We start from the raw sequence: 26,024 nt of genomic DNA on the forward strand, positions 1-26,024 counted from the left end.
GTCACATCACCTCTTCAGCGCAGGAAACTGGTCGTCGCGCCACTCGGTCTCCAGCGGACCCACGGCCGCATCCTCACGAGCGCGCAATTCCACACGGCGGATCTTGCCGGAGATCGTTTTCGGTAGCTCGAAGAATTCGATGCGACGCACACGCAGGAACGGAGCCAGGTGCTCGCGTGCGTATTTCAAGATCTCGAATGCCGTGTCCTCGTTGGGTTCCCAGCCCGACGCCAATGCCACGTATGCCTTGGGAACGGCCAGTCGCGTCTCGTCCGGGGCCGGCACCACCGCTGCCTCGGCAACGGCGGGGTGTTCGATGAGCACGCTTTCGAGCTCGAACGGGGAGATCTTGTAATCCGAGGCCTTGAACACGTCGTCGGTGCGGCCGACGTAGGTGATGTAGCCCTCGGAGTCCCGTGATGCGACGTCGCCGGTGTGGTAGTAACCGTCGGCCATCACGGCGGCATTGCGTTCGGGGTCACCGAGGTAGCCGGTCATCAGGTTGAACGGGTGCTGGGCCAGGTCGAGGCAGATCTCGCCCTCGTCGGCGAGTTCGCCGGTGGTGGGGTCGACGATCACCACCGGGACGCCCGGCAACGGCCTACCCATGGAGCCGGACTTGAGTACCGCACCGGGCGTGTTGGCCACCAGTGCAGTGGTTTCCGTCTGTCCGAACCCGTCGCGGATACTCAGGCCCCACTCCTGCTGGACCCGCGAGATCACCTCGGGATTGAGCGGTTCACCGGCTCCGATCGCCTCGCGGAGCGAGCCGCCGCCGCCGGCGAGATCGGCCTGAATCAGCATGCGCCACACGGTCGGTGGCGCGCAGAACGTCGTCACCTCGGCGCGCCGGATCTGCTCGAGCAGTGCTTTCGCGTCGAACTTGCCGTAGTTGTAGATGAAGATGGTCGCCTCGGCAATCCACGGGGCGAAGAAGCAACTCCACGCGTGCTTGGCCCACCCCGGGGAGCTGATGTTCAGGTGCACGTCTCCCGGGCGCAGCCCGAGGAAGTACATGGTGCTCAGATGCCCTACGGGATAGGAGATCTGAGTATGTTCGACGAGTTTGGGCTTGCTGGTGGTGCCGGAGGTGAAGTACATCAGCAGTCGGTCGGTGGGAGCGGTCACCGACTCGAACGATCGAGCTTCGACATCACGGGCCCCGGAATAGTCGACCCAACCGTCGGAGGCGGAGGTGGCGATACGCAGGTAGTCACCGGGGACATCGTCGAATTTGCCGGTGTCCGAGGGGTTCACGATCACTGCTCGCGCATTGCCGCGTACCACGCGGTCGGTCAGGTCCGAGGATCCGATGGCCGTGGTGGTCGGCATCAACACAGCGCCCAGCTTCATGACCGCGAGCATCGCTTCCCACAACTCCACCTGATTGCCGAGCATCAGGATCACCGAGTCACCGCGGCCGATTCCCTGCTGCTCGAGCCACCGGGCAACCTGGTCGGAGCGACGAGCGATGTCGTCGAAGCTGTACTTGGCCTCGCTGCCGTCCTCCTCGACTATCCACAGCGCGGTGCCGTCGTTGCCTCGTGCGATCGCGTCGAACCAGTCGATCGCCCAGTTGAACGTCTCACCGAACGACGGCCACTCGAAAGTGTCGACGGCGCGGTCGTACTCGCCGTAGGCGTCGAGCAGTAGATCGCGAGCGTTCCTGAATGCCGTGTATGCCGATTCGGCCATGTTTCCTCCTGCGCGTGTGATGCCCATCACCGTCACGGTAGGTGAGATGAACAATTGCTCGCTACCCCTGAACGGGGGTGGCAACTCGGCTAGCCTCGACCACCGTGGCCATCGGATACTTCGCGATCGCAGGTGCACTGGGGACAGTCCACGCAGCATTTTCCGGCTATTGGGCCGCAGGTGGACGGTGGATGCTCGATACCGTCGGTGCTTTCGCCACAGAGTGGGTCGACAGCGACCCGGCAACAGCGCGAACGGCACTGCTGGTGCTCGCGCTGGTCAAACTCGGCGCGGCGATTCTTCCGGCCCTCGCGTACATGAACCGGCCGCGCCTGGCAGCACAGAACCGGACCAGGGTGCCGTCGTTGATCCTCGGCATCTCCTGGCCCGGCTCGGTGCTGCTGATCCTCTGGGGCGGGGCGTCGTTCGTCGGCGCGGTGATCGGCTTGATCGCCTCGGACGAGAATCGAAGTGTCAAGTACGGGCACTTGTTCTTCGACGGCATCTTCCTGCTCTGGGGTGCCGCGCTTCTGACGGCACTGATCCTCGCGCGAAAGACCGCGTACCAGCCGCGTTAGATGCGCTCCCCCGTCTCGGGGTGGAAGAGGTGGATCGCACCGTCGAGGCGTGTCAGGCCGATGCTCTCGCCGATCCTTGCCGGGGCACGCACTGCCGAACGCGCCACCAACGACACCGGTCCCCCGTCGAGCCCCTTGACCTTCGGGTCGTCGAGGTGTGCGTAGACGTAGGACTCGCTGCCCAACTCCTCGATGAGATCGACCTTTCCTTCGAATCCTTCACCGCCACCGTGCACGATGCCGAGATTCTCGGGCCGCATTCCGATGGTGACCTCGTCGATTCCCAGGCTCGCGAGCTTGGTCAGTTCGTCGCGCTCGAGCGGGAGGAGGAACTTGCCGATCTGCACGCCGCCCGAGCCGATGGGTACCGTCATCAGGTTCATCGCCGGGGAGCCGATGAATCCTGCGACGAACGCATTGACGGGGTTGTCGTACAGGTCTGTGGGAGAGGCGAACTGCTGCAGTTTGCCGCCGCGCAGGACGGCGACGCGATCGCCCATCGTCATGGCCTCGACCTGATCGTGGGTGACGTAGACCGTCGTGGTGCCGAGTCTGCGCTGCAGCGCCGCGATCTGCGTACGCGTCTGCACCCGTAGCTTGGCGTCGAGGTTGGACAGCGGCTCGTCCATGCAGAACACCTGCGGTTCGCGAACGATGGCGCGGCCCATGGCAACTCGCTGACGCTGGCCGCCCGAGAGCTTGCCGGGCTTGCGGTCGAGGTACTCGGTGAGATCGAGCAGACGGGCCGCTTCCGCGACGCGTGCCTGACGCTTCTCGAGGCTCACTCCGCGCATCTTGAGCGCGAAGCCCATGTTCTCCCCGACGGTCTTGTTGGGGTAGAGCGCGTAGTTCTGGAAGACCATGGCGATGTCGCGGTCCTTGGACGGAACGCCCACCATGTTCTTGCCGCCGATTTCGATTGCGCCACCGTCGATCTCCTCAAGACCGGCGAGCATGCGCAGGGCGGTGGACTTGCCGGAGCCGGACGGTCCGACCAGGACGACGAACTCGCCGTCCTCGATCTCGAGGTCGAGGGAATCGACGGCGAGCGAATCGGCACCTTCGTAGACGCAGGATGCCTTCTTGTACTTGATTGCAGCCATGAGACTTTCTCCTATTTGATGGCGCCGAAGGACAGACCGCGCACGAGCTTGTTCTGCGCGAACCATCCGGCAAGGACGACGGGGAGTGCTGCGAACGTCGCAGCGGCGGACAGCTGGGCCCAGTACAGGCCCTGGCCGGTGATGAATCCGACGAGGTACACCGGAATCGTCTGGGCCTGAACGGCAGTGAGGTTGACGGCGAAGAAGAACTCGTTCCACGAGAAGATCACGCAGATCAACGACGTCGCCGCGATACCGGGAGAGACGAGCGGCAGGATCACCTCGCGTACCGAGGTCCACAGCGACGCACCGTCCATGCTGGCGGCCTCGAGCAGTTCGGCCGGCACCTCCATGAAGAACGAACGCATCATCCATACGGCGATCGGAAGATTCATCGCGGTGTAGAGGACCACCAGGGCCCAGATGTTGTCGAGCATGCCGATGTCACCGACGATGACGTACAGCGGAACGATGACGGCCACGACGGGCAGCATCTTGGTGGAGATGAAGAAGAACAGCACGTCCTGGGTCTTCTTGACCGGCCGCAGCGACAGCGCGAACGCCGCTGGAACACCCAGCAGCAGAACCAGAATCGTCGACACGATCGTCGCGAACGCCGAGTTCAGCAGGGTGGTGCCGATGCCGCTCTCGAGGACACCTCGGTACTGATCGAGGGTGGGGGTGAAGATCAGCTTCGGCGGGTTGGAGTAGGCGTCGGCCTCCTGCTTGAAGCCGGTGATGACCATCCAGAGCACCGGGAAGAAGAAGGCGATGCCGGCCACCCAGGCGACGAACGACCAGACCGTGCCCGGGCCCCACTTGCTCTTCTTGCGGATCTCCTGGCCGTCGGAGGTCTGTGCGACGGCCTTGTTCTTGCTCGTGGTTGCCGTGCTCATCACGCCGCCTCCTCGTTTGCGCTGAAGCTCTTGAAGATCAGTCTCAGCGCCAGAGTGCTGAGGATGATGGTCGCCACCACGGTGACGACACCCATGGCCGCGGCCTGACCGATGTCGAATCCGAGGAAGGCCCGTTGGTAGATGTAGAACGGCAGGTTGGCCGACGCGACTCCCGGTCCACCGGAGGTCATCATGTAGACGGCGTCGAAGGTGTTGACGAGGTAGATGGCACCGAGAACCGTGCCCAGTTCGATGAACCGGCGCACGTGCGGCAACGTCAACTCGCGGAAGAGTTTGAACGGGCCCGCCCCGTCGACGCGTGCGGCCTCGGCGATGTCCTTGGGCATGGACTGCAGCCCGGCGAGGATGAGCAGCATCATGAACGGCGTCCACTGCCACACCAGGTTCGTCATGACCGCGGCCAGCGGGAACCGCGAGACCCAGTCGATCTCGCCGACCCCGAACGGGCTCAGCGCGAAATTGATCAGACCGAAGACGGGATCGAACATCGTCGTCTTCCAGATCAGCGCACCGGCGACCGGGGTGACGAGGAACGGGGTGATCAGCAGCGTGCGAATGAGGCTGCGCCCGATAAACTTTCGATCGAGCAGCAACGCCAGGGCCAGACCGAGCACCACCGAGATGATCACCGTTCCGACGATCATGATCACGGTGTTCATCGCGACCTCGCGGAACTGACTGTCGCGGAAGACGTCGATGTAGTTGTTCAGACCGTTGAACTCACGCGAACCGGGACGAACGAGGTTCCAGGACTGCGTCGAGTAGTACAGAGTGAACAGGAACGGAATCTGGGTGACGATGATGGCGAACACCAAGGCGGGCAACAGCGGTCCGCGCCGACGCCACCCCTCGGCCTTGGAGATCGTCCTCGGTCTCGGTACGAACTTCTCCGGTCCGGCCGGAGCCGTCCGTTCTTCGGTGGTGGTCATCCCTGGTCCTCCTGGTAGGTCCTGCCGACCACTTCGGCGTATTGCTGCGCTTGATCGAGAGCGTCGTCGACACTGATCTGCCCGGCGACTGCGGCACTGATCTGTTGACTGACCCGGGTACCGAGGTCCTGGAACTCCGGAATGGTCAGGAATTGGACTCCGGTGTACGGAACCGGATCCACGGTGGGGTTGTTCGGGTCGGCACTGTCGATGGAGTCGAGGGTCAGCTGACCGTAGGCCGCCGACGCCTCCGCGTACTCGGGAATCTCGTAGGTCGACAGGCGACTACCGGGAGGCACCCGCTCCCAACCGAGTTCGTTACCGACCTTGTTCAGGTACTCCTTGCTGGTCATCCACGAGACGAACTTCCACGCGTCGTCGGGAGCCTCGCTGGTCTTGGGGATTCCAAGGGCCCAGGAGTACAACCAACCGTTGTCGCCCTTGGCCGCCGACGGGGCCTTGGCGTAACCGATCTGCCCGACGACATTGCTCGACGACGGGTCCTCGAGTACCGAGACGGCCGAGGTGGCGTCGTACCACATTGCGGTGTTGCCCTGCGAGAGTTGCGTTCCGCACTCACTGAAGCCACTGGTGGCCGCGCCGGCCTGACCGTGCTCACGCACGGTGTCGACGTAGAACTGCACGGCTTCTCGTACCTCGGGACTGTTCAACTGAGCGTTCCAGTTCTCGTCGTACCAGCGGCCGCCGAACGCGTTGATGACGGTGTTGAGCGGCGCGAGCACCTCACCCCAACCGGGCTTGCCGCGCAGGCAGATTCCGGAGAGGCCGGGGCTGTCGAGTGCCGCGGCGGCATCGGCCACCTGCTGCCACGTCGGCTCCTCCGGCATCGTGATGCCTGCGGCCTCCATGAGATCCTTGCGGTACATCAGGAACGACGACTCACCGTAGAACGGCACGGAGTACATGCTGCCCTCGTACGACAGCGACTCCTTCAACGTCGGGATAAAGTCGTCCTCGTCGTACCCCGGCGTGGCGTCCGCGTACTCCGAAAGGTTGGTCAGCCAACCGTTCTCGGCCCACTGCGGGGTTTCGAAGTTGCTGATCATCACCACGTCGAACTCGCCGCCACCGGTCGCGACCGAGGCCGTGATCTTGGCACGGGCCTCGTTCTCCGACAGCGACACGAACTTCAGGTTGATGCCAGGGTTTTCCGCCTCGAACTCCGGAGCAAGCGAGATGGCGTCGGACATCTGCGAATTCGAGACGATCGCAACGGTGATCGTCGTACCGTCACCGTCACCACCGAACGAGCCGGCACCGGCACATCCGGACAGAACCAAGGTCGTCGCGAGCGAGCCCGCGACAACCACTTTCGGTAATACCCTCACTGAAATACCTTTCCATTGGAGGTCGCCGTTGCTGGAGCTTGCGCAACGAGCCAACGTGCACTTTCGATATCGGTGACCAGGATCGAGGCCAGGCCACCCCGCAGAGCACCGAGCAACGCTTCGTGTTTGCGCTGTCCGCCGGTGACGAGCACAGCCCGATCGCAGGCCCTGATGGCGTCGAGTCCCACCGAGACGGTTCGGCCGGGAAGCGATCCTCCGGTGTCGTTGCCTTCGGCGTCGTAGAACCGGCCGCCGATCTCACCGACCGCACCGAGTCGACGCAGTTCGTCGAGCACCTCGAGGTCGATGAAGCTGCCCTCGAACAACGTGGTGGACGTGGAAACGGGACCGATGCCGTACATCATCACATCGGCATCGGTCCCGGCCTTGAGGGCGCGTGAGATCACCGAATCCTGCTCCAACGCAACAACTGTCGCCTGATCTGCGTACAGCGGCGCATTGAGCCTGATGGGTGTCGCCTGCAGGTACGCAGCACACCGCCCGAGCGTGTATTCGACGCCGGTCTGGTAGTCGGCCGAGGTGATGGAACCGTCGAGTTGCACCACCGCAGCACATTTGGTGGATCGCGTCTTCAACGAGCTCGCGACCGACACCGTCTCGGGTCCCCAGGTGAAGCCGAGAACGTCCTGATCCTTGAGGCGACGCGAGAGCAACGTCGCCGCCGCGCGACCCAGGGACCCGTAGCCGGCATCGGTGCCGTCGATGACGTCCGATACTACGAGCACCTCGGTCAATCCGAACTGCGCCTCGAGTTCCCGTTCGAGTTCGGCGTGGACGGTGCCCTGGAGATCGTCGGGAACGTTGATCTCGATCGTCACCAGACCCTGGGTGCGAGCCCGTGCAACGAGCCGGCCTGCCGTCGGGCGCGAGACGCCGAGCTTGACGGCGATCTCGGCCTGAGTCGCGCCTTCGAGGTGGTACATGGTTGCGGCGCGCAGAGCCAGGCGTAGATCCTCTCCGGACCGCGAAGGCTTCGCTCCCCCGGTGCCGGACGTCGATCCGTCCATGTCCGCCTCCCTGAAATGTGAGCAGATGCTCAACTCGTGTTCATCTGCTCACTAAGCTAACATTAAGGTGTGATCTACACAACACCCCCTCGCCACCAGCGACCCGTGCCACAATCCATGCAGGCCAGCGTCCTGACCGGAGTGCAGGAGATACGACTCGAAGAACGGCCCGTCCCCACGCCCGCGCACGACGAGGTCCTCGTGCAGGTCACGGCAGTCGGAGTGTGCGGTTCCGACGCGCACTACTACCGCGAAGGGCACATCGGCGACTACGTCGTCGACGGTCCGCTCGTACTCGGGCACGAAGCAGCGGGCGTCATCGTGGCCGTGGGCTCCGAGGTCTCCGACACCCGCGTCGGGCAGCGCGTGTCCATCGAGCCGCAGCGCCCCGATCCCACCAGCGCACCGTCCCGGGCAGGCCGCTACAACCTGTGCCCGGCCATGGAGTTCTTCGCGACGCCGCCCATCGACGGCGCGCTCGCGGAGTACGTGCTGATCCAGTCGACCTTCGCCCACGACGTCCCCGACGACATCTCCGACGAGGCCGCAGCCCTCTTCGAGCCACTGTCGGTCGGCATCGCATCGGCCCAGAAGGCACGCATCTCCGCAGGCTCGAGCGTGCTCATCGCGGGCGCGGGTCCCGTCGGGCTCGTCACCGCGCAGGTCGCGCGCGCGTTCGGTGCCACCGAGGTGATCGTCACCGATATCGACGCTTCCCGCCGCGCCAACGCCGAGAGATTCGGCGCGACGCGCGTACTCGACCCAGCCGCCGAGGACGTGCGCGCACTGACGGTCGACGCCTTCGTCGACGCCTCCGGTGCGGCCCGAGCCGTGATCGACGGCATCCACGCCGTCCGACCCGCAGGCACGGTCGTCCTCGTCGGCATGGGCGGGTCGGATTATCCGCTGCCGATCTCGCGGATCCAGAACCGAGAACTGCTGCTCACCGGCGTCTTTCGCTACGCCAACACATGGCCGATCGCACGCGCGCTGGTGGCGTCGGGCATGGTGGATCTCGACGCGATGGTGACGGCGCGGTTCGGACTCGACGGCGTCGAGGATGCACTGAACGCCGACCGGCAACCCGGAAGCATCAAAGCCGTAGTGATTCCAGGACTTTCGAAGGAGACCAACGCATGAAGTTGAACTCGCAGAACCTCGCCGACTTCATCGAGGACGTCGCCGTCCCGACGTACGACCGGTCCGAGGTGACGGTGGGCATCGTGCATTTCGGCGTCGGCGGCTTCCATCGAGCGCACCAGGCGATGTACGTCGATCGTCTGCTCCAGCAGGGGCAGGCGATGGACTGGGGAATCTGCGGCGTCGGGGTACTGCCCGGCGACCGGCGAATGAACGACGTCATGCACGCTCAGGACTGCCTGTACACGTTGGCGCTCAAGCATTCCGACGGCACGTGGGACACCCGAGTCATCGGTTCCATCGTCGAGTACCTGTTCGCGCCGGACGACGCCGAGGCCGTGATCGAGAAGATGGCCGCCGAAACGACCAAGATCGTTTCGCTCACCATCACCGAGGGTGGCTACAACTTCTCCGCAACGACGGGCGAGTTCGACGCGGAGAATCCGGCGATCGTCGCCGATCTTGCCGAGGGCGCTGTACCCGCAACGACATTCGGGCTCGTCACCGAGGCGTTGGCTCGACGCAAGGAACGCGGCATGACGCCCTTCACCATCATGTCCTGCGACAACATCGAGGGCAACGGCCATATGGCGCAGTCGACGTTCACGACGTTCGCGCGACTGAAGGATCCGGCGTTGGCCGACTGGATCCGGGCAGAAGGCGCGTTCCCCAATTCGATGGTAGATCGCATCACACCGGTCACGACACCGGAAGTGACCGAACAGCTTTCGCTGCGGTACGCCATCGACGACCAGTGGCCCGTCGCGGGCGAGCCGTTCACGCAGTGGGTGCTCGAGGACAACTTCACCCTCGGCCGTCCGCCGCTGGAAGACGTGGGCGTGCAGGTGGTCGAGGACGTCACCCCCTACGAGCTGATGAAGCTGCGGTTGCTCAATGCCAGTCATCAGGCGCTCGCGTACTTCGGTTACCTCAGTGGCTATCGCCTCGTCCACGACGTGTGCCAGGATTCGCTGTTCTCGGAGTTCCTGCTCGCCTACATGGACGAGGAGGCAACCCCGACGCTGCAGCCGGTCCCCGGCATCGATCTGACCGACTACAAGAGGACGCTGATCGAGCGGTTCTCCAATCCCGAGATCCGCGATACCGTGGCGCGCCTCTGTGCCGAGTCCTCGGACCGAATTCCCAAGTGGCTCTTGCCTGTCATCCGCAAGAATCTCGAGACCGGCGGTGAGATCGCCCGCTCCACCGCGGTGGTGGCCAGTTGGGCTCGCTACGCCGAGGCCGTCGACGAGTCCGGCGAGCCCATCGAGATCGTCGACCAGTTGAAGGATTCACTGGTGCCGATCGCGCAGAGTCAGCGCGAGAACCCCACGGCCTTCATCGCGAACCGCGCAGTGTTCGGGGATCTGATCGACAACGAGCGCTTCGTCGCCGAGTACATGAAACAACTGTCGTCTCTGCAGGAGCAGGGCGCGCGAGCGACACTGGAATCACTCAGGTCGACTCACTGAATCGCTCGGCGTCTCGAACCTGACCGGAGACGATGACGGTATCGCCTGCGCCGATCACCGTGTCTGCCGTGGCGTAGGTGAATCCTTCGCCCTGACGCTTGACCGCGACGACGGTGACACGGTGCTTGGTGCGTATCCCGCTCTCGCCCAATTTCTTTCCGATGATGGAAGCGGGCGGAGAGGTCTTGATCATGGCGAAACCGTCGTCGAATTCGATGTAGTCCATCATTCGGCCGCGGACCAGGTGGGCGACGCGCTTGCCCATGTCGTGCTCGGGCCTGACCACATGGTGCACGCCGATCTGGGTGAGAATCTTGGCGTGCGCGTTGCTGAGCGCTTTGGCCCAGATGGTCGGCAGCGACAGATTCACCAGTGCCGATGCGGTGAGCAGGCTGGCCTCGAGATTGGACCCGATGCCCACGACGGCACGGTCGTACTCGTGCACCGACAACTGTCGAAGAGACTCCTCGTCGGTGGTATCGGCCACCACAGCGTGAGTCAAACGGTCTGCCACGCGTTGTACAACGGCGTCGTCACTGTCGACGCCGAGCACCTCGACCCCCTGGTCCATCAGTTCCAGGGCGAGCGACTTACCGAAGCGGCCGAGACCGAGAACGACAACGACGTCGGAGGATGGTTTCCTAGCCAATGAACGGCCTTTCCGTGGGGAGCGTGTAGCGCCGGCCGCGGTCGCGGGCGGCCAGAGCGCTGACCAGGGTGATGGAACCGATGCGACCCAGATACATCAAGGCGATCAGAATCACCTGACCCCAGCCGGGCAATTGTGCGGTGATTCCGGTGGACAGGCCTACCGTCGCGAACGCCGACACGACCTCGAACAGCAGGACGTCGAGGTCGAAGTTCGTGCCGGCGAGCAATGCGACGACCGGCAGCATGACCAATGCGACCCCGATCAGCGCGACGGTCAGTGCCTGTCGCTGCACTCGCGCGTCGATCCGACGATCGAACACCGTCACCTCACGATCACCGCGAATCTCGGCGAGGATGACGAACAGCAGGAGGGCGAACGTGGTGACCTTGATGCCGCCCGCTGTGCCGCCGCTGCCACCGCCGATGAACATCAGTACGTCGGTGACGAGCAAGGTCGCGTTGTCGACGTCGGCGTAGTCGACACTGTTGAACCCTGCGGTGCGGGGCATGACGCCCTGGAACGTCGCGACCAGCATCTTGTCCCAGAGCCCGAATTCGCCCAGGGTTCTGGACCACTCGAAGAGCAGCACGACTGCCGGTCCGAGAATCAACAGAATCCCGGTGACGGTCAGCGTCATGCGAGTGTGCAGCGACCATCTCTTACGTGCCCGAACGCCGCCGGCACGTGCGCGGAGGTGGCGGGCGATCTCGAAGAGAACCGGAAATCCGATGCCGCCCAACACGACCGCGATCAACAACGGGACGCAGATCCACGGATCGGTGGCGAACCCGATCATGTTGTCGCTGAACAGGGCGAAGCCGGCGTTGTTGAACGCGGAGACCGCATGAAAGGTCCCCAGCCAGAGTGCGCGCCCGAGAGGCTCGTCGTATCCGAGAAAGAAGCGCGCCGCCAGGGCGATCGCGACGACACTCTCGATGATCAGACTGGTACGGAACACCCCGACGACGACGCTACGAACGTCGCCCAGCCCTGATGTACGAACCTCTGCGGCTGCATTGAGCCTGCCGCGAAGTCCTATTCGGTCGGCCAGAACCAGACCGACCAGGGACGCGATCGTCATGATTCCGAAGCCGCCGATCTGGATCAGACCGAGGATCACGCCCTGCCCGAAACCCGACCAGTACACCGGGGTGTCCACCACGATCAGACCCGTCAGACTGACAGCCGAGGTGGACGTGAACAACGCCTGCAGAAAACCGGTCTCGCTGCCGGGGACGGTGGCCGCCGGCAGCATCAGCACACCCGCACCCAACGCGATGGCGAGCGCGAATCCCGTGGCCATGACCCGGACCGGGGTGGGCCGGAAGATCGCGGACCAACGCGATGCCTGGTGAGCGTCTGTCACCCAGGAGACAGTACCGGTGGGACGAGCCGCTTCGCGGCACGTGCACGAAACTTCGTAGCAGGGGTCGAGTTTCCGCTCACGTGCGCGTCAGCGCTCCACTGCCGATCGGCCGCTAGTCGACCAAACGCTCGCCGGTCACCGTGGAGAACAGATGGGTGCGCTCGGCGGCGTAGGAGAGCGTGATTTTCGATCCGCGCTGCGGTGGGATCCTGCCGTCGGCGCGGACGACGATGGCCTGACGCGTGCCGTTGATATCTGCCTGGCCGTAGACGTACGCGTCGGCTCCGAGTTCTTCGACGACGTCGATGGTCACTTCGAGTCCCGCCCCGGTGGTGATCTGCAGGTCCTCTGGCCGAACGCCGAGTGTCACCGTGCTCTCACCGATGCCCGCGACCGCCGAGCGCGGCACCGGAACCACCTCGCCCCCGAACCGGACGCCGCCGTCGACGAGGGGAAGCTCGAGCAGATTCATGGCAGGCGATCCGATGAAGCCGGCGACGAACACGTTGTTCGGGTGTTCGTACATGCGTCTGGGCGAGTCGCACTGCTGCAGCACACCGTCTTTGAGGACGGCCACGCGATCGCCCATGGTCATGGCCTCGACCTGATCGTGGGTGACGTACACGGTCGTCGTGGCGAGTCGACGCTGCAGCGCGGAGATCTGCGCGCGGGTCTGCACCCGGAGTTTGGCGTCGAGGTTGGACAGCGGCTCGTCCATCAGGAACACCTGGGGTTTGCGAACGATGGCGCGGCCCATGGCAACTCGCTGACGCTGACCGCCGGAGAGCGCCTTGGGCTTGCGGTCGAGGAACTTGGTGAGATCGAGGATCTTGGCAGCATCCTCGACGCGCCGCTTGATCTCGGCCTTGTCCTCACCCGCGATTCGCAGCCCGAATCCCATGTTCTCGCCGACTGTCATGTGCGGGTACAGGGCGTAGTTCTGGAAGACCATCGCAATGTCGCGATCCTTGGGCTGGTGGTCGGTGACGTCCTTGCCGCCGATGGTGATGGCCCCCTTGTCGACTTCTTCGAGACCGGCGAGCATTCGCAGCGACGTCGACTTTCCACAACCGGACGGGCCGACGAGGACGAGGAATTCACCGTCCTCGATGTCGAGATCGAGCTGGTCGACGGCAGCTTTGTCGCCGCCGGGAAAAAGTTTGGTGACGCCCTGGAATGCAACGGTGGCCATGATGGCGGTCCCTTCACCGGCAGGAACGTGCCGGACGATCCGAGTGAGGTTCACATATGTGAATGAATGCCAGAATGCTGACTTCGTTTAGAAGTATGTATTACTGTGATGCCCATTACAAGGTTTCCACCGAAGGAGTTCGAGAAGAATGACCGACACCGTTTCACGAGTGCTCATCACCGGAGCCGCAGGCAACATGGGCGCGATGCTCCGGCCTCTACTGGCCGCTCCCGGCCGCATGCTGCGCCTACTCGACATCGCCGAGATCGGCGACATCGATTCTGCCAGCGAGGAATTCGTGCAGGGATCGGTCACCGATCGCGCCGCCGTGGCCGCTGCAGTGGACGGTGTCGACGCAATTGTGCACCTCGGCGGATTGAGCACCGAGGACTCGTGGGCAAACATCCTGTCGGTCAACGTCGACGGCACCCAGGCCGTGTTCGAGGCCGCGGTGACGCACGGAGTCACCCGCGTGGTGGTGGCGTCGAGCAATCACGCGGTCGGCTTCTGGACCCACGACGAGGCAGGCGGCGAACCGCTTCCGGGAGACGCCGCTCCTCGACCCGACGGCTTCTACGGCTGGAGCAAGGCAGCGGTCGAAGCCCTGGGCCGGATGTACCACGACCGATTCGGCATCGACGTCGTCAACCTGCGAATCGGCTCGAGCTTCGATGCGCCGCCGAACTACCGTGGCCTTGCCACCTGGATGTCTCCTGCCGACACAGCCCGCCTGATCGAGGCATCACTGTCGGACAGCGCCAAGGGATTTCACACGGTGTGGGGCATCTCGAAGAACTCGCGCGCGTGGTGGTCCGGCACTGAAGGAGCGGAGATCGGATACCTGCCTCGCGACGACGCGGAACAGTTCGCCGAGCAGTTCCTGGCCGAACACGAGTGGACGTTCGACGATCCGATCCTGCAGCGAGTCGGCGGCGCATTCTGTGATCACCCGCTCGGTCAACGGATGCGGTGATGCACGTTCTGTTCCACTCGACCACCCCGACTGCAGGATTCAGCGCCGAGTCCGGTCGAGTGGAGCACCCGTTGCAGACTCCTACGAATACGTTGTGACGATCGACCCCAACGCATCGAGCTGGGGTCGATTGACGAGACCGAGGTGGTAGAGGTGCAGCTCGTTCGCCCCGGCGTCGACCGTCGCGGCCACATGCGCGGCCACCTCGTCGAGCTTCTTCGGCGGCAGTACCGATACATAGGCACCCACATCCACCCCGTCGCCGACGGCAGCGCGGGTGGCCTCGACCACCGACACGGCCTCGGCCGTCGCAGGCCAGGCCGACACGAGTACCGCGTCGACATCGGCAGGTGCGGCAGCGGTCAGTGCAGGCGAAGGCCCGGTCTTCCACGGATCGGGGTGACCGTGCAGCGTCACGCGTGCCGACGGAGCCTGTTCACGCACGGCGGCAAGCACTTCCGCACGAAGGTGATCGGCGTCGGCGTGCCGGACCGCCACCACAGCATCGATCTCGTCGGCGTCCAACACGTCCGTGATCGCCGCGCCTGCAGGCATGGTTCCGGCCGACAGGGCGTCGACACCGTCGCGCAGCTTCTGCGTCACCTTCGCCGAGTCGACGCCTCGCTCGCCCCACGCGTCGAGCTCGCGCTGAGTGCAGCTGATGGACATCAGCGTCTCGCCGATGCCCGGGAACGCGCCGTCCGTCTTCTCGTGTGGTCCGACGTGTGCGAAACCGAGCTGCCCGCAGGCCTCCACGGACACGCCGTGTACCTCGACGCCGCGTATCGCCTCGGCGGTGAGCGTGGCGCAGTAACGAACGATGTCTGGATGTCCTGGAGCGAGCGCATAGCGATAGGCGTCTCCGAAACAGTCGACGACGGTCGCGTCGGGATGGGTGTGGCCGAGAATTGTGCTGTGCGTCAGTACGATCCAGGCGTTCACCAGGAATCCGGCGTCGATCAGGATTGCCGCCGCCTCGCCGAACGCGTCCTCGGCCCCGCCCCAGTCGGCCGTGCGCGCGGTGATCGCGTGCCCGGCCCAGGCCTCGGAACGCACCGGGCGATACAGCGCGGCATGGTGAGCGTCGACCACCTTGTGCAGCGGGTGCAGCGGAGTTGCCGCCCTCGTGGAGTGATACGTCGCGGCGAGCGAGATCTCGCGCACCCCGAGCGTGCGGGCACGTTCGACGAAGTGCGGATCGCCGAGGACGTCCCAGGGGTAGGCGTGCGCGACGATGCGGTCGACGGTCATAGGAATCATCCTTCGATGGCTGATTTGTTCGATAGAGAGAACTGAGTTCACACATGGGAACACAATTCGAGCCCGGCTGTCCACGATTCGACCGCCGTGCGGCAATCGGGAAGGCCCTCGGAGTCGTCGACACCCCACCGCCCCGGCAGGTGACACGCGGTCGCACGTGGATACGTGACGGCGTCCGCGGAGTCGAGCTGAACTGGGACAACACATCCGCATGGCTGCTGACGCCCCCGGCTGCCGAGACTCCACTGCCCGCGATCCTGCTCATGCACGGCCACGACGGGATGAAGTTTTATGGCAAAGAAAAGGTGGCCGACGGTCCCGACGGCATCGCGCCCGGCATCGCCGCGCTGCGCGAGCACGGGTACGACGACAGGTCGCCCGCAGCAGGCCTGGTGGCAGCAGGTTTCGCAGTACTGGTCCACGACGTGTTCCCGTGGGGCTCCCGACGGGTGCCGTGGGAGCAGCTTCCCGAGCGGGCCCGCCGGGCCGCTACGCACCTGGAGGGGCTGCAACGATACGAGGCCGCCGCCCGCGAGCACGAGCACGGTCTGGCGAAAGCGGCTGCGCTGCGCGGTACTTCGCTGGCGGGACGGATACTGACCGAGGATCTGACGGCGCTGCACGTACTGCGCGACTGCGCCGAGGTGGACGCCGATCGCATCGCCACGGCAGGATTCTCCGGAGGCGGAGCCCGCGTGGCGCACCTGTTGGCCTGCAGCGACCGACTCCGCGCCGGGGTGATCACCGCCTCGATGAGTACGTACGCCGACATCGCCGACGGGCATGCGGACGACACCAGCTGGCTGATGATCACCCCCGGCCTGCCCGCAGTCTGCGACTGGCCGGAGATTGCCGGCTCCGCCGCTCCGACCCCACTACTGATCCAGTTCGCCCAGCAGGACTCGCATTTCGGCTCAGCCGGAATGCGCGACGCCGAGGCATCGTTGCGTCGCGACTACGGAACTTCGAAAACACTGTCCACTCAGTGGTTTTCGGAGCCACACCGCTTCACCCGGGCGATGCAGGATGCTGCCGCGAGCTGGCTGAGTCTGCACGTGTGACCGGTCATGCTTGACAGCGCTTGTGACTGCCGTCATAGTTGGTCCAGAATTCACATAGAAGACGTTAGTTCAGATATGTGAACAGACCAGACCTTCCACCGCCCGGCAAACCAGGGCCGGAAGAACCCCGCCAGACTCGCCCGCCGGTTCCCATCCGGCCCCGAACGCTTCGGAGCGTCCCCCATGGTCACCACCACACCACCCCGGTCGGGAGGCACCCGCGCGCCCAGCGCATCCGCACCTCCCGTTCGGCCGAAACGCAAGCGCCGCATCTCGGCCCCGTACATCCTGATCGCACCGGTCGTCATCCTGCTCGCCGTGTTCATCTTCTACCCGGTCGGCAGTGTCTTCTACTACAGCCTGCAGTTCTACAACCCGACGACGCCGTGGGACAACGGCTTCGCCGGCCTGGAGAACTTCAAGCTGATGTTCGCCGACGACCTGTTCTGGAACAGCCTGCTCGTCACCGCCAAGTGGGTCGGGGTACAGGTCGTCTTCCAGCTGATCCTCGGCCTCGGGCTGGCCCTGCTGGTCAACGAGGTCTTCCGTGGACGCGGCCTGGCCCGAGCTCTGGTGTTCTCTCCGTGGGCCGTCTCGGGTGTCCTCACCACCGGCATCTGGCTGCTGATCTACAACCCGTCGACCGGATTGTTCAAACTGCTCGGCAACATGGGCATCGGCGACGGCACCGCCGCTCCGATCGCCGATCCGGACACTGCGTTCTGGGCCACCAGCGTTGCCGAATTGTGGCGCGGCGTTCCGTTCTTCGCCATTCTCATCCTCGCCGAACTGCAGAGTGCACCCAAGGACCTGTACGAGGCAGCCAACGTGGACGGTGCGAACCGCTGGCAGCGCTTCCGCTTCGTGACACTGCCGCATCTGAAGGCCGTGATCATCCTGTCGACTCTGCTGCGCGGCGTGTGGGAATTCAACAACGTCGATCTTCTGTACACCCTCACCGCGGGCGGACCGGCCGACGTCACGACGACGTTGCCGCTCTACGTCTCTCAGCTCGCGACCACTGCACAGGACTTCGGATACGGATCGGCTCTGACCACCGTCGCGTTCGTCATCCTGCTCTTCTGCTCGATCCTCTACTTGCGCCTCAGCAAATTCAACAGCGATAAGGCCTGACGCACATGACCACTACTGCAGACCGTCCCGTCGTGACCACTCCGCCGCAGGACCACTCCGACAAGGTGCGCGTGCATCGCACCAAGCCCCGCGTGTTCAGCGTCGGACTCCCGTTGGCCGTCTACTTGCTCTTCACCCTCGTCCCGTTCTACTGGATGATCGTCTTCGCATTCCGACCCGCCGGTTCCAATTCGATGCTCCCCTGGCCCATCACGCTCGACCATTTCGACACCGTCTGGAACACCCTCGGTTTCAGCTTCTTCTTCAAGAACAGCCTCATCGTGGCAGGCCTGTCTCTCGTACTGACCACCTTCGTCGCACTGGCGACCGGCTATGCGTTGGCACGCTTCAAATTCCGCGCCAAGATCCCCTTGGTGATGGCCCTGCTGTGCAGCCAGTTCGTGCCCGGCGCAATGCTGCTCATCCCGCTGTTCCAGGTGTTCCGCGAGATGGGACTGGTGAACAACCTGTTCGGCCTCATCGTCGCCGACACTGTTTTCCAACTGCCGCTGGCGGCAATGTTGATGGCCGGCTTCATCTCTCAGATTCCGGTGGAGCTGGAGGAAGCCGCGATGGTCGACGGCTGCTCACGCCTGAAGGCCTTCCGCATCATCATGCTGCCGCTGCTGCGACCCGGCCTGATCGCCGTCGGTTCCTTCGCGTTCATCGGCAGTTGGAACAACTTCCTGTTCGGCCTGATGTTCATCAGCAGCCAGGACAAGTTCACCCTCCCAGTCGGATTGAGCTACACGATCGGTTCCTACAACGTCGACTTCGGCGTCCTCGCGGCCGGCGGCCTGATCGCCGCGGTACCGGTGGTCGCTGTGTTCGCCGTCATCCAGAAGTACCTCGTCCAGGGCCTCAGCGCCGGCGCGGTCAAGGGCTGATCATGACGTACGGAAAGAGAATCGACATGAATCGACGCACCCTGCTGCGCACCACCCTCGTCGGCGCGGTCGCGACGCTCGTACTGGCATCCTGCAGTTCCGAGACCTCATTGCCCGACGGTGAACTCGGAGATCCGAACAGCGGCACCCTCACTTTCTGGGACAACAATGCCGGACCGGACCGAACCCCGTTGTACGAGGAACTGATTCGACGTTTCGAGGAGATCAATCCCGGCATCGACATCCAGTACGTCGGGCTTCCCTCGGACAGTGCCCAGCAGAAGTATCAGACGGCTCTCGCCGGTGGGTCGGCTCCCGATCTGGGGATCGTGTCCACCGCATATCTGGCGCCCCTCGTCGCGCAGGATGCCGTCATTCCGCTCGACGATTTCGTGGCGTCCTCGCCACAGAAGGACGAGTACGACCCGAAGATCATCGAGTCGGCAATCGAGTCCGGTGGCGGAGAGAACCTGTACGGACTGCCGTACACGAGCAACAACGCCACGCTGTGGTACCGGGCCGACTGGTTCGACGAGGCCGGTATCGAACCGCCGGAAACCTGGGACGAGTTCTACGACGCTGCAGACGAACTGACCGACAAGTCCACCGGAAGATACGGGTTCACCATCCGAGGCGGGGCCGGTTCGATCTACCCGTTGCTGCAGCACATGTTCGCCACCACCGGCATCGACAACTTCTTCGACGGCAGCGAATCCACCGTCAACCGGCCCGAGATGGTGCAGGCCATAGAACGTTTCGCGGCCCTGTACGACGTGGACACGCCCACCGCCGACGTCAACAACGGCTTCCCGCAGATGGTCGCCAGCTTCGGCGGCGGCTCGGTGGCGATGATGCAGCACAACCTCGGATCGTTGAGCAATCACCGTAAGGCGCTCGGCGACAACGTCGGTGCCGTCGCACTGCCCCGCGCGGACAACGGCGTCCGTACGGTGATGACGGACCCGTTCCCGTCGTACACGGTGTTCAAGAGCAGCAAGCATCAGGCTGCGGCCTGGAAGTTCCTCGAGTTCATGACCTCGTCGGAATCGCAGGCCTATTGGAACGAGAACGTGGGTCAGATTCCGGTCAACGCCGCCGCTCGCTCCGCTCCCGCATTCCAGGCGATGCCGTCGGTGCAAGCCGCTCAGGCCGCCCTCGACGATCCGCAGACGGTGCTGGTCACCCCGCCGGACTACCTGCCCGATTTCGGCAAGATCGTCCAGGTTCAGATGCTGGGCCAGTGGCAGAAGGTCCTCATCGGGCAGCTCAGTGCTCAGGACTTCGCCGACGACTTCGCCGAGAAGCTCGACCGCTCCAAGGCCAAATACGATGCCCGACAGGGTAAATAGGGGATTCATCGCCATGTCAAGCGTCATCACCGAGGTTGCCGTCCAGGTCTTCAAGACCGAGGCTCGCACCGCCGTCGATTCCTACGGGCATCGACACCCGGGGCCGTCCGTCCCGACCACCCAGGCACTGTTGCGCATCACCGATTCCGACGGCGTCAGCGGCTACGTCCTCGGCAAGACGAACTACCTGCGCGAAGACCAAGTGGAGCAACACTTCCGGCCGGTCCTGATCGGCACCGACCCGTTGCATCGCGAGGAGATGGACCGCAAGTTCGCGATCCGGCAGCGCACCAGAGCCGTCGAACTCCCCGAGCACACCTGCAGCTACCTCGACCAGGCACTGTGGGATCTGGCGGGCAACCGGTTCGACACCCCGGTGTGGAAACTGCTCGGCGGGGCTCGCAGCGAGGTCAAGGCCTACGCGAGCACCATGTGTGGAGACAGCATCGAGGGCGGATTGTCGAGTCCACAGGAATACGCGGATTTCGCTCTAGCGCTGAAGATTCAGGGCTACCAGGGAATCAAGCTGCACACGTGGATGCCTCCTCTCGAAGGTGCCCCGAGCCTCACGCGGGACATCGATGCCTGCGCGGCGGTGAGAGATGCCGTCGGACCGGGGTTCTCGTTGATGCTCGACGGCTATCACTGGTACTCGCGTACCGACGCCCTCAAGCTGGGCCGGGAACTCGACGCACTGAAGTTCGACTGGTTCGAGGAGCCCATGGACGAATTCTCGATGCGCTCGTACAAATGGCTGGCCGATCAGCTCGATACTCCCGTGATCGGCCCGGAGACCACCCCCGGTCGGCATCGATCGCGGGCGGATTGGATCGCCGACGAGGCGTGCGACATCCTTCGTGTCGGCGCGATGAACGGCGGCGGCATCACGCCTGCACTCAAGACGGTGCACATGGCCGACGGGTTCGGGCTCGAGTGCGAGATCCACGGCAACGGCGCTCCCAATCTCGCGCTCGTCGGCGGTGCCCCGAACATCCAGTGGTACGAGCGCGGCCTCCTGCATCCGCTGGTGGATTACGACTGGGTGCCGCCCCATCTGAAGTCCATCGTCGACCCGATAGACGCGAACGGGATGGTGCAGATGCCAACCCGTCCGGGCCTGGGCGAGGACATCGACCTGGAGTACATCTCGAACAATCTGATCGCCGAGTACTAGTGTCCGTCGACAACATCCGTGTCCGCGTATGAAGCATCGTTCATCATGAGGGACACTGTCTCCATGGTGAACGATGTCACGGCCGCAGTGGTGCCGGAGAGCCAGCCGGTCAAGTCTGCGGAACGCACGATCCACATTCTCGAGACGCTGGCCGCATCCCCCACGCGCATGAGCCTCGGCGAATTGCAGGAGGCGTGCGGGTATCCCCGATCGAGTCTGCACGCCTTGCTGAGGACGCTCAAGGACCTGCGCTGGATCGAGGCCGACGAGTCCGGCTCGCGGTACGGCATCGGCACACACGCCCTGCTCACCGGCACGTCCTACCTCGACAAGGACTCCGTCGTCGGTCGAGCGGCGGCAGTGCTGGAAACGCTGCGCTCGGACGTCCGGCACACTGTCCACTTCGCCCGACGTGACGAGGATTGCGTCATCTATCTTGCCAGCCGCGGTTCCAAGCTCGAGGTGCGACGCATGCACCGCGTCGGACGCAAGCTGCCGTGCCACGTCACCGCCCTCGGTCAGGCACTGCTTGCCGAACTCACGACCGACGAGGTGACACAGCTGCTGCCGAAGAAACTCGAGCGGTACACCGAGAACACCATCGTCGATCGTGATGCCCTCATCGCCGAACTCGGCCAGGTTCGCAGACGAGGGTGGTCGTTGGAGCAGGAGCAGGGCACCGCCGGCGTGGTCTGCATAGCGACCGTCGTGCCCTATCGGATCCCGGCCACCGATGCGCTCAGCGTCTCGATGCCCGCGGAAGTCGCCTCGTACCCGGGCGAACTGGAACGTATCGCCGGGGTGCTCACCGACCACGCCGCCGCCTGGGCCCGAGAACTGCGTGCCGAGGGAGTGCGGTAGAGCCGCTTCGCGGCACGTGCGCGGAAACTCGTGGTGGGCTACGAGGTTCCGCTCACCTGCGCGTCAGCGCTCGACGCGTCAGCGCACCACTGCCTTCGCGACGGTCCACGCACGACCCTGCTCGCTGAGCGTGAAGCCCAGACCCGGGCGTGCGGACAGATGCATGCGTCCGTCCCGGGTCTCGAGGTGCTCGTCGAACAGTGGATCGAGCCAGTCGAAGTGCTCCACCCAGGTCTGCAGGGGGTACACCGCCGCGAGGTGCAGGTGGATCTCCATCGCGAAGTGCGGCGCCAGTTGCAGGTTGTGGTGCTCGGCCAGCGAGGCCAATTTCAGGAACTGAGTGATTCCGCCGATGCGGGGTGCGTCGGGCTGCAGGATGTCCACCGAACCGGCCTCGATGAGGCGGACGTGCTCGCCGACGCTGGCCAGCATCTCGCCCGTCGCGATCGAGGTGTCGAGGCTGCGGGCGAGCTGCGCATGCCCCTCGGCGTCGTAGGCATCGAGGGGCTCCTCGATCCAGACGAGGTCGAACTGCTCCAGGATTCGCCCCATACGTTGCGCTGTCGGCCGATCCCACTGCTGGTTGGCGTCGACCATCAGCGGAACATCGTCGCCGAGAAACTCACGCACCGCAGTGACGCGGGCGATGTCGGTACGCCAATCCGGCTGTCCCACCTTCAGTTTGATACCCCCGATTCCGTTTGCGAGGGAGATAGCGGCGTTCTCCATGACCTCCTCGATCGGAGTGTGCAGAAATCCGCCGGAAGTGTTGTACGTCTGCACCGAATCACGCGCCGAGCCGATCAGCTTGGCCAGCGGCAACCCGGCGCGCTTGGCCTTGAGATCCCACAGCGCGATGTCGATCGCGGCAATCGCCTGCGTGGCAACGCCACTGCGGCCCACCGAGGCACCGGCCCACACCAACTTGGTCCAGATCTTGCCGATGTCGTTCGGATCTTCTCCGATGAGAACCGGGGCGATCTCCTGGGCATGTGCGAACTGGGCGGGTCCGCCGGCGCGCTTGGAGTATCCGAAACCGATTCCCTCATGGCCCTGTTCGGTACGAATCTCGGCGAACAGGAAGACCACCTCGGTCATCGCCTTCTGCCGACCGGTGAGCACCTTGGCGTCGCTGATCGGATTCTTCAGTGGTAGCACGATCGAGGACAGCGTCACCTCGGCGATGCGGTCGATGCTCGCGGCCCCGGGGGCCAGCGCCGTGATCGCTGCATTCGGGGCAGAGAGTCCGCTGGTGGGCTTGTCGACGTCTACGGTCATCTGCAACTCCTGAAATCGTCGATTACGTTGCTTCACAGCATATTTCGACCCGCAATACGCGTCCAACACCGTTTACCGGCGGATCGATGCCGCCAGTGCATCGATGTTCGACGCGATGTCGGCAACCCGGCCGACGAACGTGTGATGCGTGACGCCCGACGAGTGGGGTGTCATCAGCACGTTGTCGAGATCGCGGAAGGGCAACGAGCTCGGCTCTCCCACCCCGTCGGGACCCGGGTAGCGGTACCAGACGTCGATCGCGGCCGCGGCAATCCGTTTGCGTGACAACGCGTCGAACAGCGGCTGTTCCTGCACCAGGGGACCGCGCCCGACATTGACGAGTACCCCGTCGGTGCCGAGCCTTCCCAGTTCGTCGGCACCGATCATGCCGCGGGTGTGCTCGTTCAGCGGTGCAGAGACCACAAGGACATCGGCGAAGTCGGCCAGCTTCCCCAGATCATCTGTCGTGGAGTGCCATTCGAGACCCTCGTCCGGTGCGTGTCCACTACCGGTGACCGCTGCCCCCACCGCCCCGTAGGTCCGGAACAACTGCCACGTCCGCCTACCGATGTGCCCGAAACCGACGAATCCGATACGAGCACCGCTCAGCGAGAGTGGTTGCGCGATTCTCGGGTCGTAGACCGAGGTGGCGAACACTCCCGAGCGGAGTGCGCGGTCCTGCTGCAGGAACTGTCGCCGCAGCATCACCGTCGCCGACACGACGTACTCGGCGATCGACTGCTCGTGGTGAAAGGTGTTGCACACCTGCGCATCGCGCCTCAATCCGGAGCGGTCGACATTGTCCGTTCCCGCGCCGGCAACGTGCACCATCCGCAGCCTCGGCGCAGCGGCACCCATGGCCGCACTGAACTTGCCGCCGACGTACACGTCCGCATCGGCAAGCTCCTCGACGACGCGACTCTCGTCGAACGGAACACACCAGACGACCTCGGTGCCGACGGGTAGCCCGGCCTCGAACTGCTCGCGGTGCGGCAGCACATTTCGATCGCCGACGACGATCTTCATCGCACCAGAGCCGGTCGCTTGCTGTCGAACGTCCATCCCTCGATCAGGTACTGCATGCCGATGGCGTCGTCGCGGGCACCGAGCCCCTCCTTCTGGTACAGCTCGTGTGCCGCGTCGATCCGTTCGAAGTCGAGTTCCACTCCGAGGCCGGGCTTGTCGGGGACGGTGAGGTAGCCGTCCTCGATGGTGAACGGCTCCTTGGTGACTCGTTGCCCGTCCTGCCAGATCCAGTGAGTGTCGATGGCGGTGATCGTGCCAGGAGCGGCTGCGGCGACATGGGTGAACATGGCCAGTGAGACGTCGAAGTGATTGTTGGAGTGCGAACCCCACGTCAGGCCCCAGGCGTCGCACAGCTGCGCTACGCGCACCGAACCGGCCATCGTCCAGAAGTGCGGGTCGGCCAACGGAATGTCCACTGCACCGGACCGGATGGTGTGGCCCATCTCGCGCCAGTCGGTGGCGATCATGTTGGTCGCTGTCTGTAGCCCGGTGGCGCGCTTGAACTCCGTCATCACCTCGCGTCCGGAGAAGCCGCCCTCGGGTCCCACGGGATCCTCGGCGTAGGCGAGCACATCGCGCAGTCCGCGGCAGGTCTCGATCGCATCCTTCAGCAACCACCCGCCGTTGGGATCCAACGTGATTCGCGCCTCCGGGAACCGTTCGGCAAGGGCACGTACCGCAGCGGCTTCCTCGGCCGCCGGCAGCGCTCCACCCTTGAGCTTGAAGTCCTGGAATCCGTACCGCGCCTGCGCGGCCTCGGCAAGGCGCACGATCGACTCGGGATCCATGGCCTCCTCGTGCCGGATGCGCATCCAGTCGTCGGCTCCGGCGGCCTCGTCGTCCGCACCGCGGTAGGCGAGGTCGGTCTTGTTCCGGTCGGCGACGAAGAACAGGTAGCCCAGAGCCTGCACCTTCTCGCGCTGCTGCCCGTCCCCCAACAGTGCTGCGACACTGACACCGAGGTGCTGTCCGAGCAGATCCAACAGCGCCGATTCCACTGCGGTCACCGCATGGATCGCAATCCGCAGATCGAACGTCTGCGCCCCGCGGCCACCGGAATCCCGATCGGCGAACGCGCGACGCATCTCGGCGAGAATCGCGTTGTAGTGGCCGACGCCCTTGCCCTCGACCAGCACGCGCGCATCCTCGAGAGTCTGCCGAATCGCCTCTCCTCCCGGCACTTCGCCGACGCCGGTGCGCCCGTCCGAGTCGGTGAGCACCACCAGATTGCGAGTGAAGTACGGTGCATGCGCACCGCTGAGATTGAGCAGCATGTCGTCGTGGCCCGCGATGGGTATGACGCGCATCTCGCTGACGACGGGGGTGCTGGTGTGGACGCTCATGTCCGACCTTTCCTCACATACTTCCGGTGACTCTGCTCACAGGAAACACTAGGGCCGCGGATCGATGCATGTCCAAGACCATCTACGCATCGACCGATGCAGTAGAGGTATCGGCAACTCCAGCCGGTGCTCATCGGGCCTGGCAGCAACATTGATACCGAGACTGAATCAAATGCGACTTTTTTCGACTTGGACATGTATCGATCGGCCTTCTAGCGTGGTGATCTATGAGCCAGGTCACGCCCTGGTGTCAGCGC

The 26,024-nt window shown here is 64.3% G+C and carries 23 protein-coding genes; 10 read left to right on the forward strand and 13 right to left on the reverse strand.

Annotated elements, in window-relative coordinates:
- Positions 1–6 precede the first annotated feature (6 nt).
- Complete coding sequence (locus tag CH273_RS04285; RefSeq protein WP_371828379.1) at positions 7–1,722, reverse strand: AMP-binding protein; 1,716 nt, start codon at positions 1,720–1,722, stop codon at positions 7–9.
- A 77-nt stretch (positions 1,723–1,799) separates the two neighbouring features.
- Between CH273_RS04285 and CH273_RS04290 the strand changes: the two genes are divergently transcribed.
- Positions 1,800–2,273, forward strand: a complete 474-nt coding sequence (locus CH273_RS04290; RefSeq protein WP_032396681.1) for a DUF3995 domain-containing protein — start codon at positions 1,800–1,802, stop codon at positions 2,271–2,273.
- Here CH273_RS04290 and CH273_RS04295 read toward each other — a convergent pair.
- The 5 genes from CH273_RS04295 to CH273_RS04315 are packed head-to-tail and all read right to left on the reverse strand — an operon-like array spanning position 2,270 to position 7,599.
- A complete protein-coding gene (locus CH273_RS04295; RefSeq protein WP_032396682.1) occupies positions 2,270–3,376 on the reverse strand; it encodes an ABC transporter ATP-binding protein in 1,107 nt (368 codons plus the stop codon). The genes CH273_RS04290 and CH273_RS04295 overlap by 4 nt on opposite strands.
- Before the next feature lie 11 nt (positions 3,377–3,387).
- The gene (locus CH273_RS04300) at positions 3,388–4,272 is read right to left on the reverse strand and encodes a carbohydrate ABC transporter permease (RefSeq protein ID WP_032396683.1); all 885 of its coding nucleotides are present in this window, start codon (positions 4,270–4,272) and stop codon (positions 3,388–3,390) included.
- On the reverse strand, positions 4,272–5,222 hold the full coding sequence (locus CH273_RS04305) for a carbohydrate ABC transporter permease (protein WP_032396684.1): 951 nt from the start codon (positions 5,220–5,222) through the stop codon (positions 4,272–4,274). The genes CH273_RS04300 and CH273_RS04305 overlap by 1 nt, the downstream gene beginning before the upstream one ends.
- A complete protein-coding gene (locus tag CH273_RS04310; protein ID WP_441344292.1) occupies positions 5,219–6,571 on the reverse strand; it encodes an ABC transporter substrate-binding protein in 1,353 nt (450 codons plus the stop codon). Before CH273_RS04310 ends, CH273_RS04305 begins: the two co-directional genes overlap by 4 nt.
- The gene (locus tag CH273_RS04315) at positions 6,568–7,599 is read right to left on the reverse strand and encodes a sugar-binding transcriptional regulator (protein WP_032396686.1); all 1,032 of its coding nucleotides are present in this window, start codon (positions 7,597–7,599) and stop codon (positions 6,568–6,570) included. The genes CH273_RS04310 and CH273_RS04315 overlap by 4 nt, the downstream gene beginning before the upstream one ends.
- 117 nt (positions 7,600–7,716) lie before the next feature.
- Between CH273_RS04315 and CH273_RS04320 the strand changes: the two genes are divergently transcribed.
- Together CH273_RS04320 and CH273_RS04325 are read left to right on the forward strand one after the other, a co-directional pair.
- Entirely contained in the window at positions 7,717–8,739 is a 1,023-nt protein-coding gene (locus CH273_RS04320) for an NAD(P)-dependent alcohol dehydrogenase (protein WP_032396687.1), read from the forward strand.
- Entirely contained in the window at positions 8,736–10,211 is a 1,476-nt protein-coding gene (locus CH273_RS04325) for a mannitol dehydrogenase family protein (protein ID WP_032396688.1), read from the forward strand. The genes CH273_RS04320 and CH273_RS04325 overlap by 4 nt, the downstream gene beginning before the upstream one ends.
- Here CH273_RS04325 and CH273_RS04330 read toward each other — a convergent pair.
- The 3 genes from CH273_RS04330 to CH273_RS04340 form a co-directional block, all read right to left on the reverse strand.
- On the reverse strand, positions 10,195–10,860 hold the full coding sequence (locus CH273_RS04330; protein WP_032396689.1) for a potassium channel family protein: 666 nt from the start codon (positions 10,858–10,860) through the stop codon (positions 10,195–10,197). The genes CH273_RS04325 and CH273_RS04330 overlap by 17 nt on opposite strands.
- The gene (locus CH273_RS04335; RefSeq protein ID WP_052049881.1) at positions 10,853–12,166 is read right to left on the reverse strand and encodes a TrkH family potassium uptake protein; all 1,314 of its coding nucleotides are present in this window, start codon (positions 12,164–12,166) and stop codon (positions 10,853–10,855) included. The genes CH273_RS04330 and CH273_RS04335 overlap by 8 nt, the downstream gene beginning before the upstream one ends.
- Positions 12,167–12,341: 175 nt before the next feature.
- A complete protein-coding gene (locus tag CH273_RS04340) occupies positions 12,342–13,421 on the reverse strand; it encodes an ABC transporter ATP-binding protein (RefSeq protein ID WP_032397260.1) in 1,080 nt (359 codons plus the stop codon).
- Positions 13,422–13,569: 148 nt separating this feature from the next.
- On the opposite strand from CH273_RS04340, the gene CH273_RS04345 reads away from it, so the two are divergent.
- On the forward strand, positions 13,570–14,394 hold the full coding sequence (locus tag CH273_RS04345; RefSeq protein ID WP_032396690.1) for an NAD-dependent epimerase/dehydratase family protein: 825 nt from the start codon (positions 13,570–13,572) through the stop codon (positions 14,392–14,394).
- An 81-nt stretch (positions 14,395–14,475) separates the two neighbouring features.
- On the opposite strand, the gene CH273_RS04350 is transcribed toward CH273_RS04345, so the two are convergent.
- Positions 14,476–15,645: a hypothetical protein gene (locus CH273_RS04350; protein WP_230596928.1), complete on the reverse strand. Its 1,170-nt coding sequence runs from the start codon at positions 15,643–15,645 to the stop codon at positions 14,476–14,478.
- 53 nt (positions 15,646–15,698) lie between these two features.
- Between CH273_RS04350 and CH273_RS04355 the strand changes: the two genes are divergently transcribed.
- From CH273_RS04355 to CH273_RS04380, 6 genes are all read left to right on the forward strand, one after another.
- Positions 15,699–16,715, forward strand: a complete 1,017-nt coding sequence (locus CH273_RS04355; protein WP_032396692.1) for a dienelactone hydrolase family protein — start codon at positions 15,699–15,701, stop codon at positions 16,713–16,715.
- A gap of 183 nt (positions 16,716–16,898) precedes the next feature.
- Positions 16,899–17,849, forward strand: coding sequence for a carbohydrate ABC transporter permease (locus CH273_RS04360; protein ID WP_032396693.1), 951 nt, complete (start codon positions 16,899–16,901; stop codon positions 17,847–17,849).
- 5 nt (positions 17,850–17,854) lie between these two features.
- Complete coding sequence (locus CH273_RS04365; RefSeq protein ID WP_032396694.1) at positions 17,855–18,736, forward strand: carbohydrate ABC transporter permease; 882 nt, start codon at positions 17,855–17,857, stop codon at positions 18,734–18,736.
- A 26-nt stretch (positions 18,737–18,762) separates the two neighbouring features.
- Positions 18,763–20,085 carry an ABC transporter substrate-binding protein gene (locus CH273_RS04370; RefSeq protein WP_032397261.1) on the forward strand — a complete coding sequence of 441 codons (1,323 nt, stop codon included), beginning with the start codon at positions 18,763–18,765 and terminating at the stop codon, positions 20,083–20,085.
- 13 nt (positions 20,086–20,098) lie between these two features.
- Complete coding sequence (locus CH273_RS04375; protein ID WP_032396695.1) at positions 20,099–21,259, forward strand: enolase C-terminal domain-like protein; 1,161 nt, start codon at positions 20,099–20,101, stop codon at positions 21,257–21,259.
- 63 nt (positions 21,260–21,322) lie between these two features.
- A complete protein-coding gene (locus CH273_RS04380; protein ID WP_179275421.1) occupies positions 21,323–22,120 on the forward strand; it encodes an IclR family transcriptional regulator in 798 nt (265 codons plus the stop codon).
- A gap of 78 nt (positions 22,121–22,198) precedes the next feature.
- Here CH273_RS04380 and CH273_RS04385 read toward each other — a convergent pair whose 3' ends face one another.
- The 3 genes from CH273_RS04385 to CH273_RS04395 form a co-directional block, all read right to left on the reverse strand.
- Positions 22,199–23,398 (reverse strand): L-talarate/galactarate dehydratase, encoded by a 1,200-nt coding sequence (locus CH273_RS04385; protein WP_032396697.1) that lies wholly within the window; start codon positions 23,396–23,398, stop codon positions 22,199–22,201.
- Positions 23,399–23,470: 72 nt separating this feature from the next.
- Positions 23,471–24,424, reverse strand: coding sequence for a 2-hydroxyacid dehydrogenase (locus CH273_RS04390; protein WP_032396698.1), 954 nt, complete (start codon positions 24,422–24,424; stop codon positions 23,471–23,473).
- A complete protein-coding gene (locus CH273_RS04395; RefSeq protein ID WP_032396699.1) occupies positions 24,421–25,767 on the reverse strand; it encodes an enolase C-terminal domain-like protein in 1,347 nt (448 codons plus the stop codon). Before CH273_RS04395 ends, CH273_RS04390 begins: the two co-directional genes overlap by 4 nt.
- Positions 25,768–26,024 lie beyond the last annotated feature (257 nt).

Source organism: Rhodococcus sp. 05-339-2 (assembly GCF_002258965.1).
In the GTDB taxonomy this organism is placed as follows: Bacteria; Actinomycetota; Actinomycetes; order Mycobacteriales; family Mycobacteriaceae; genus Rhodococcoides.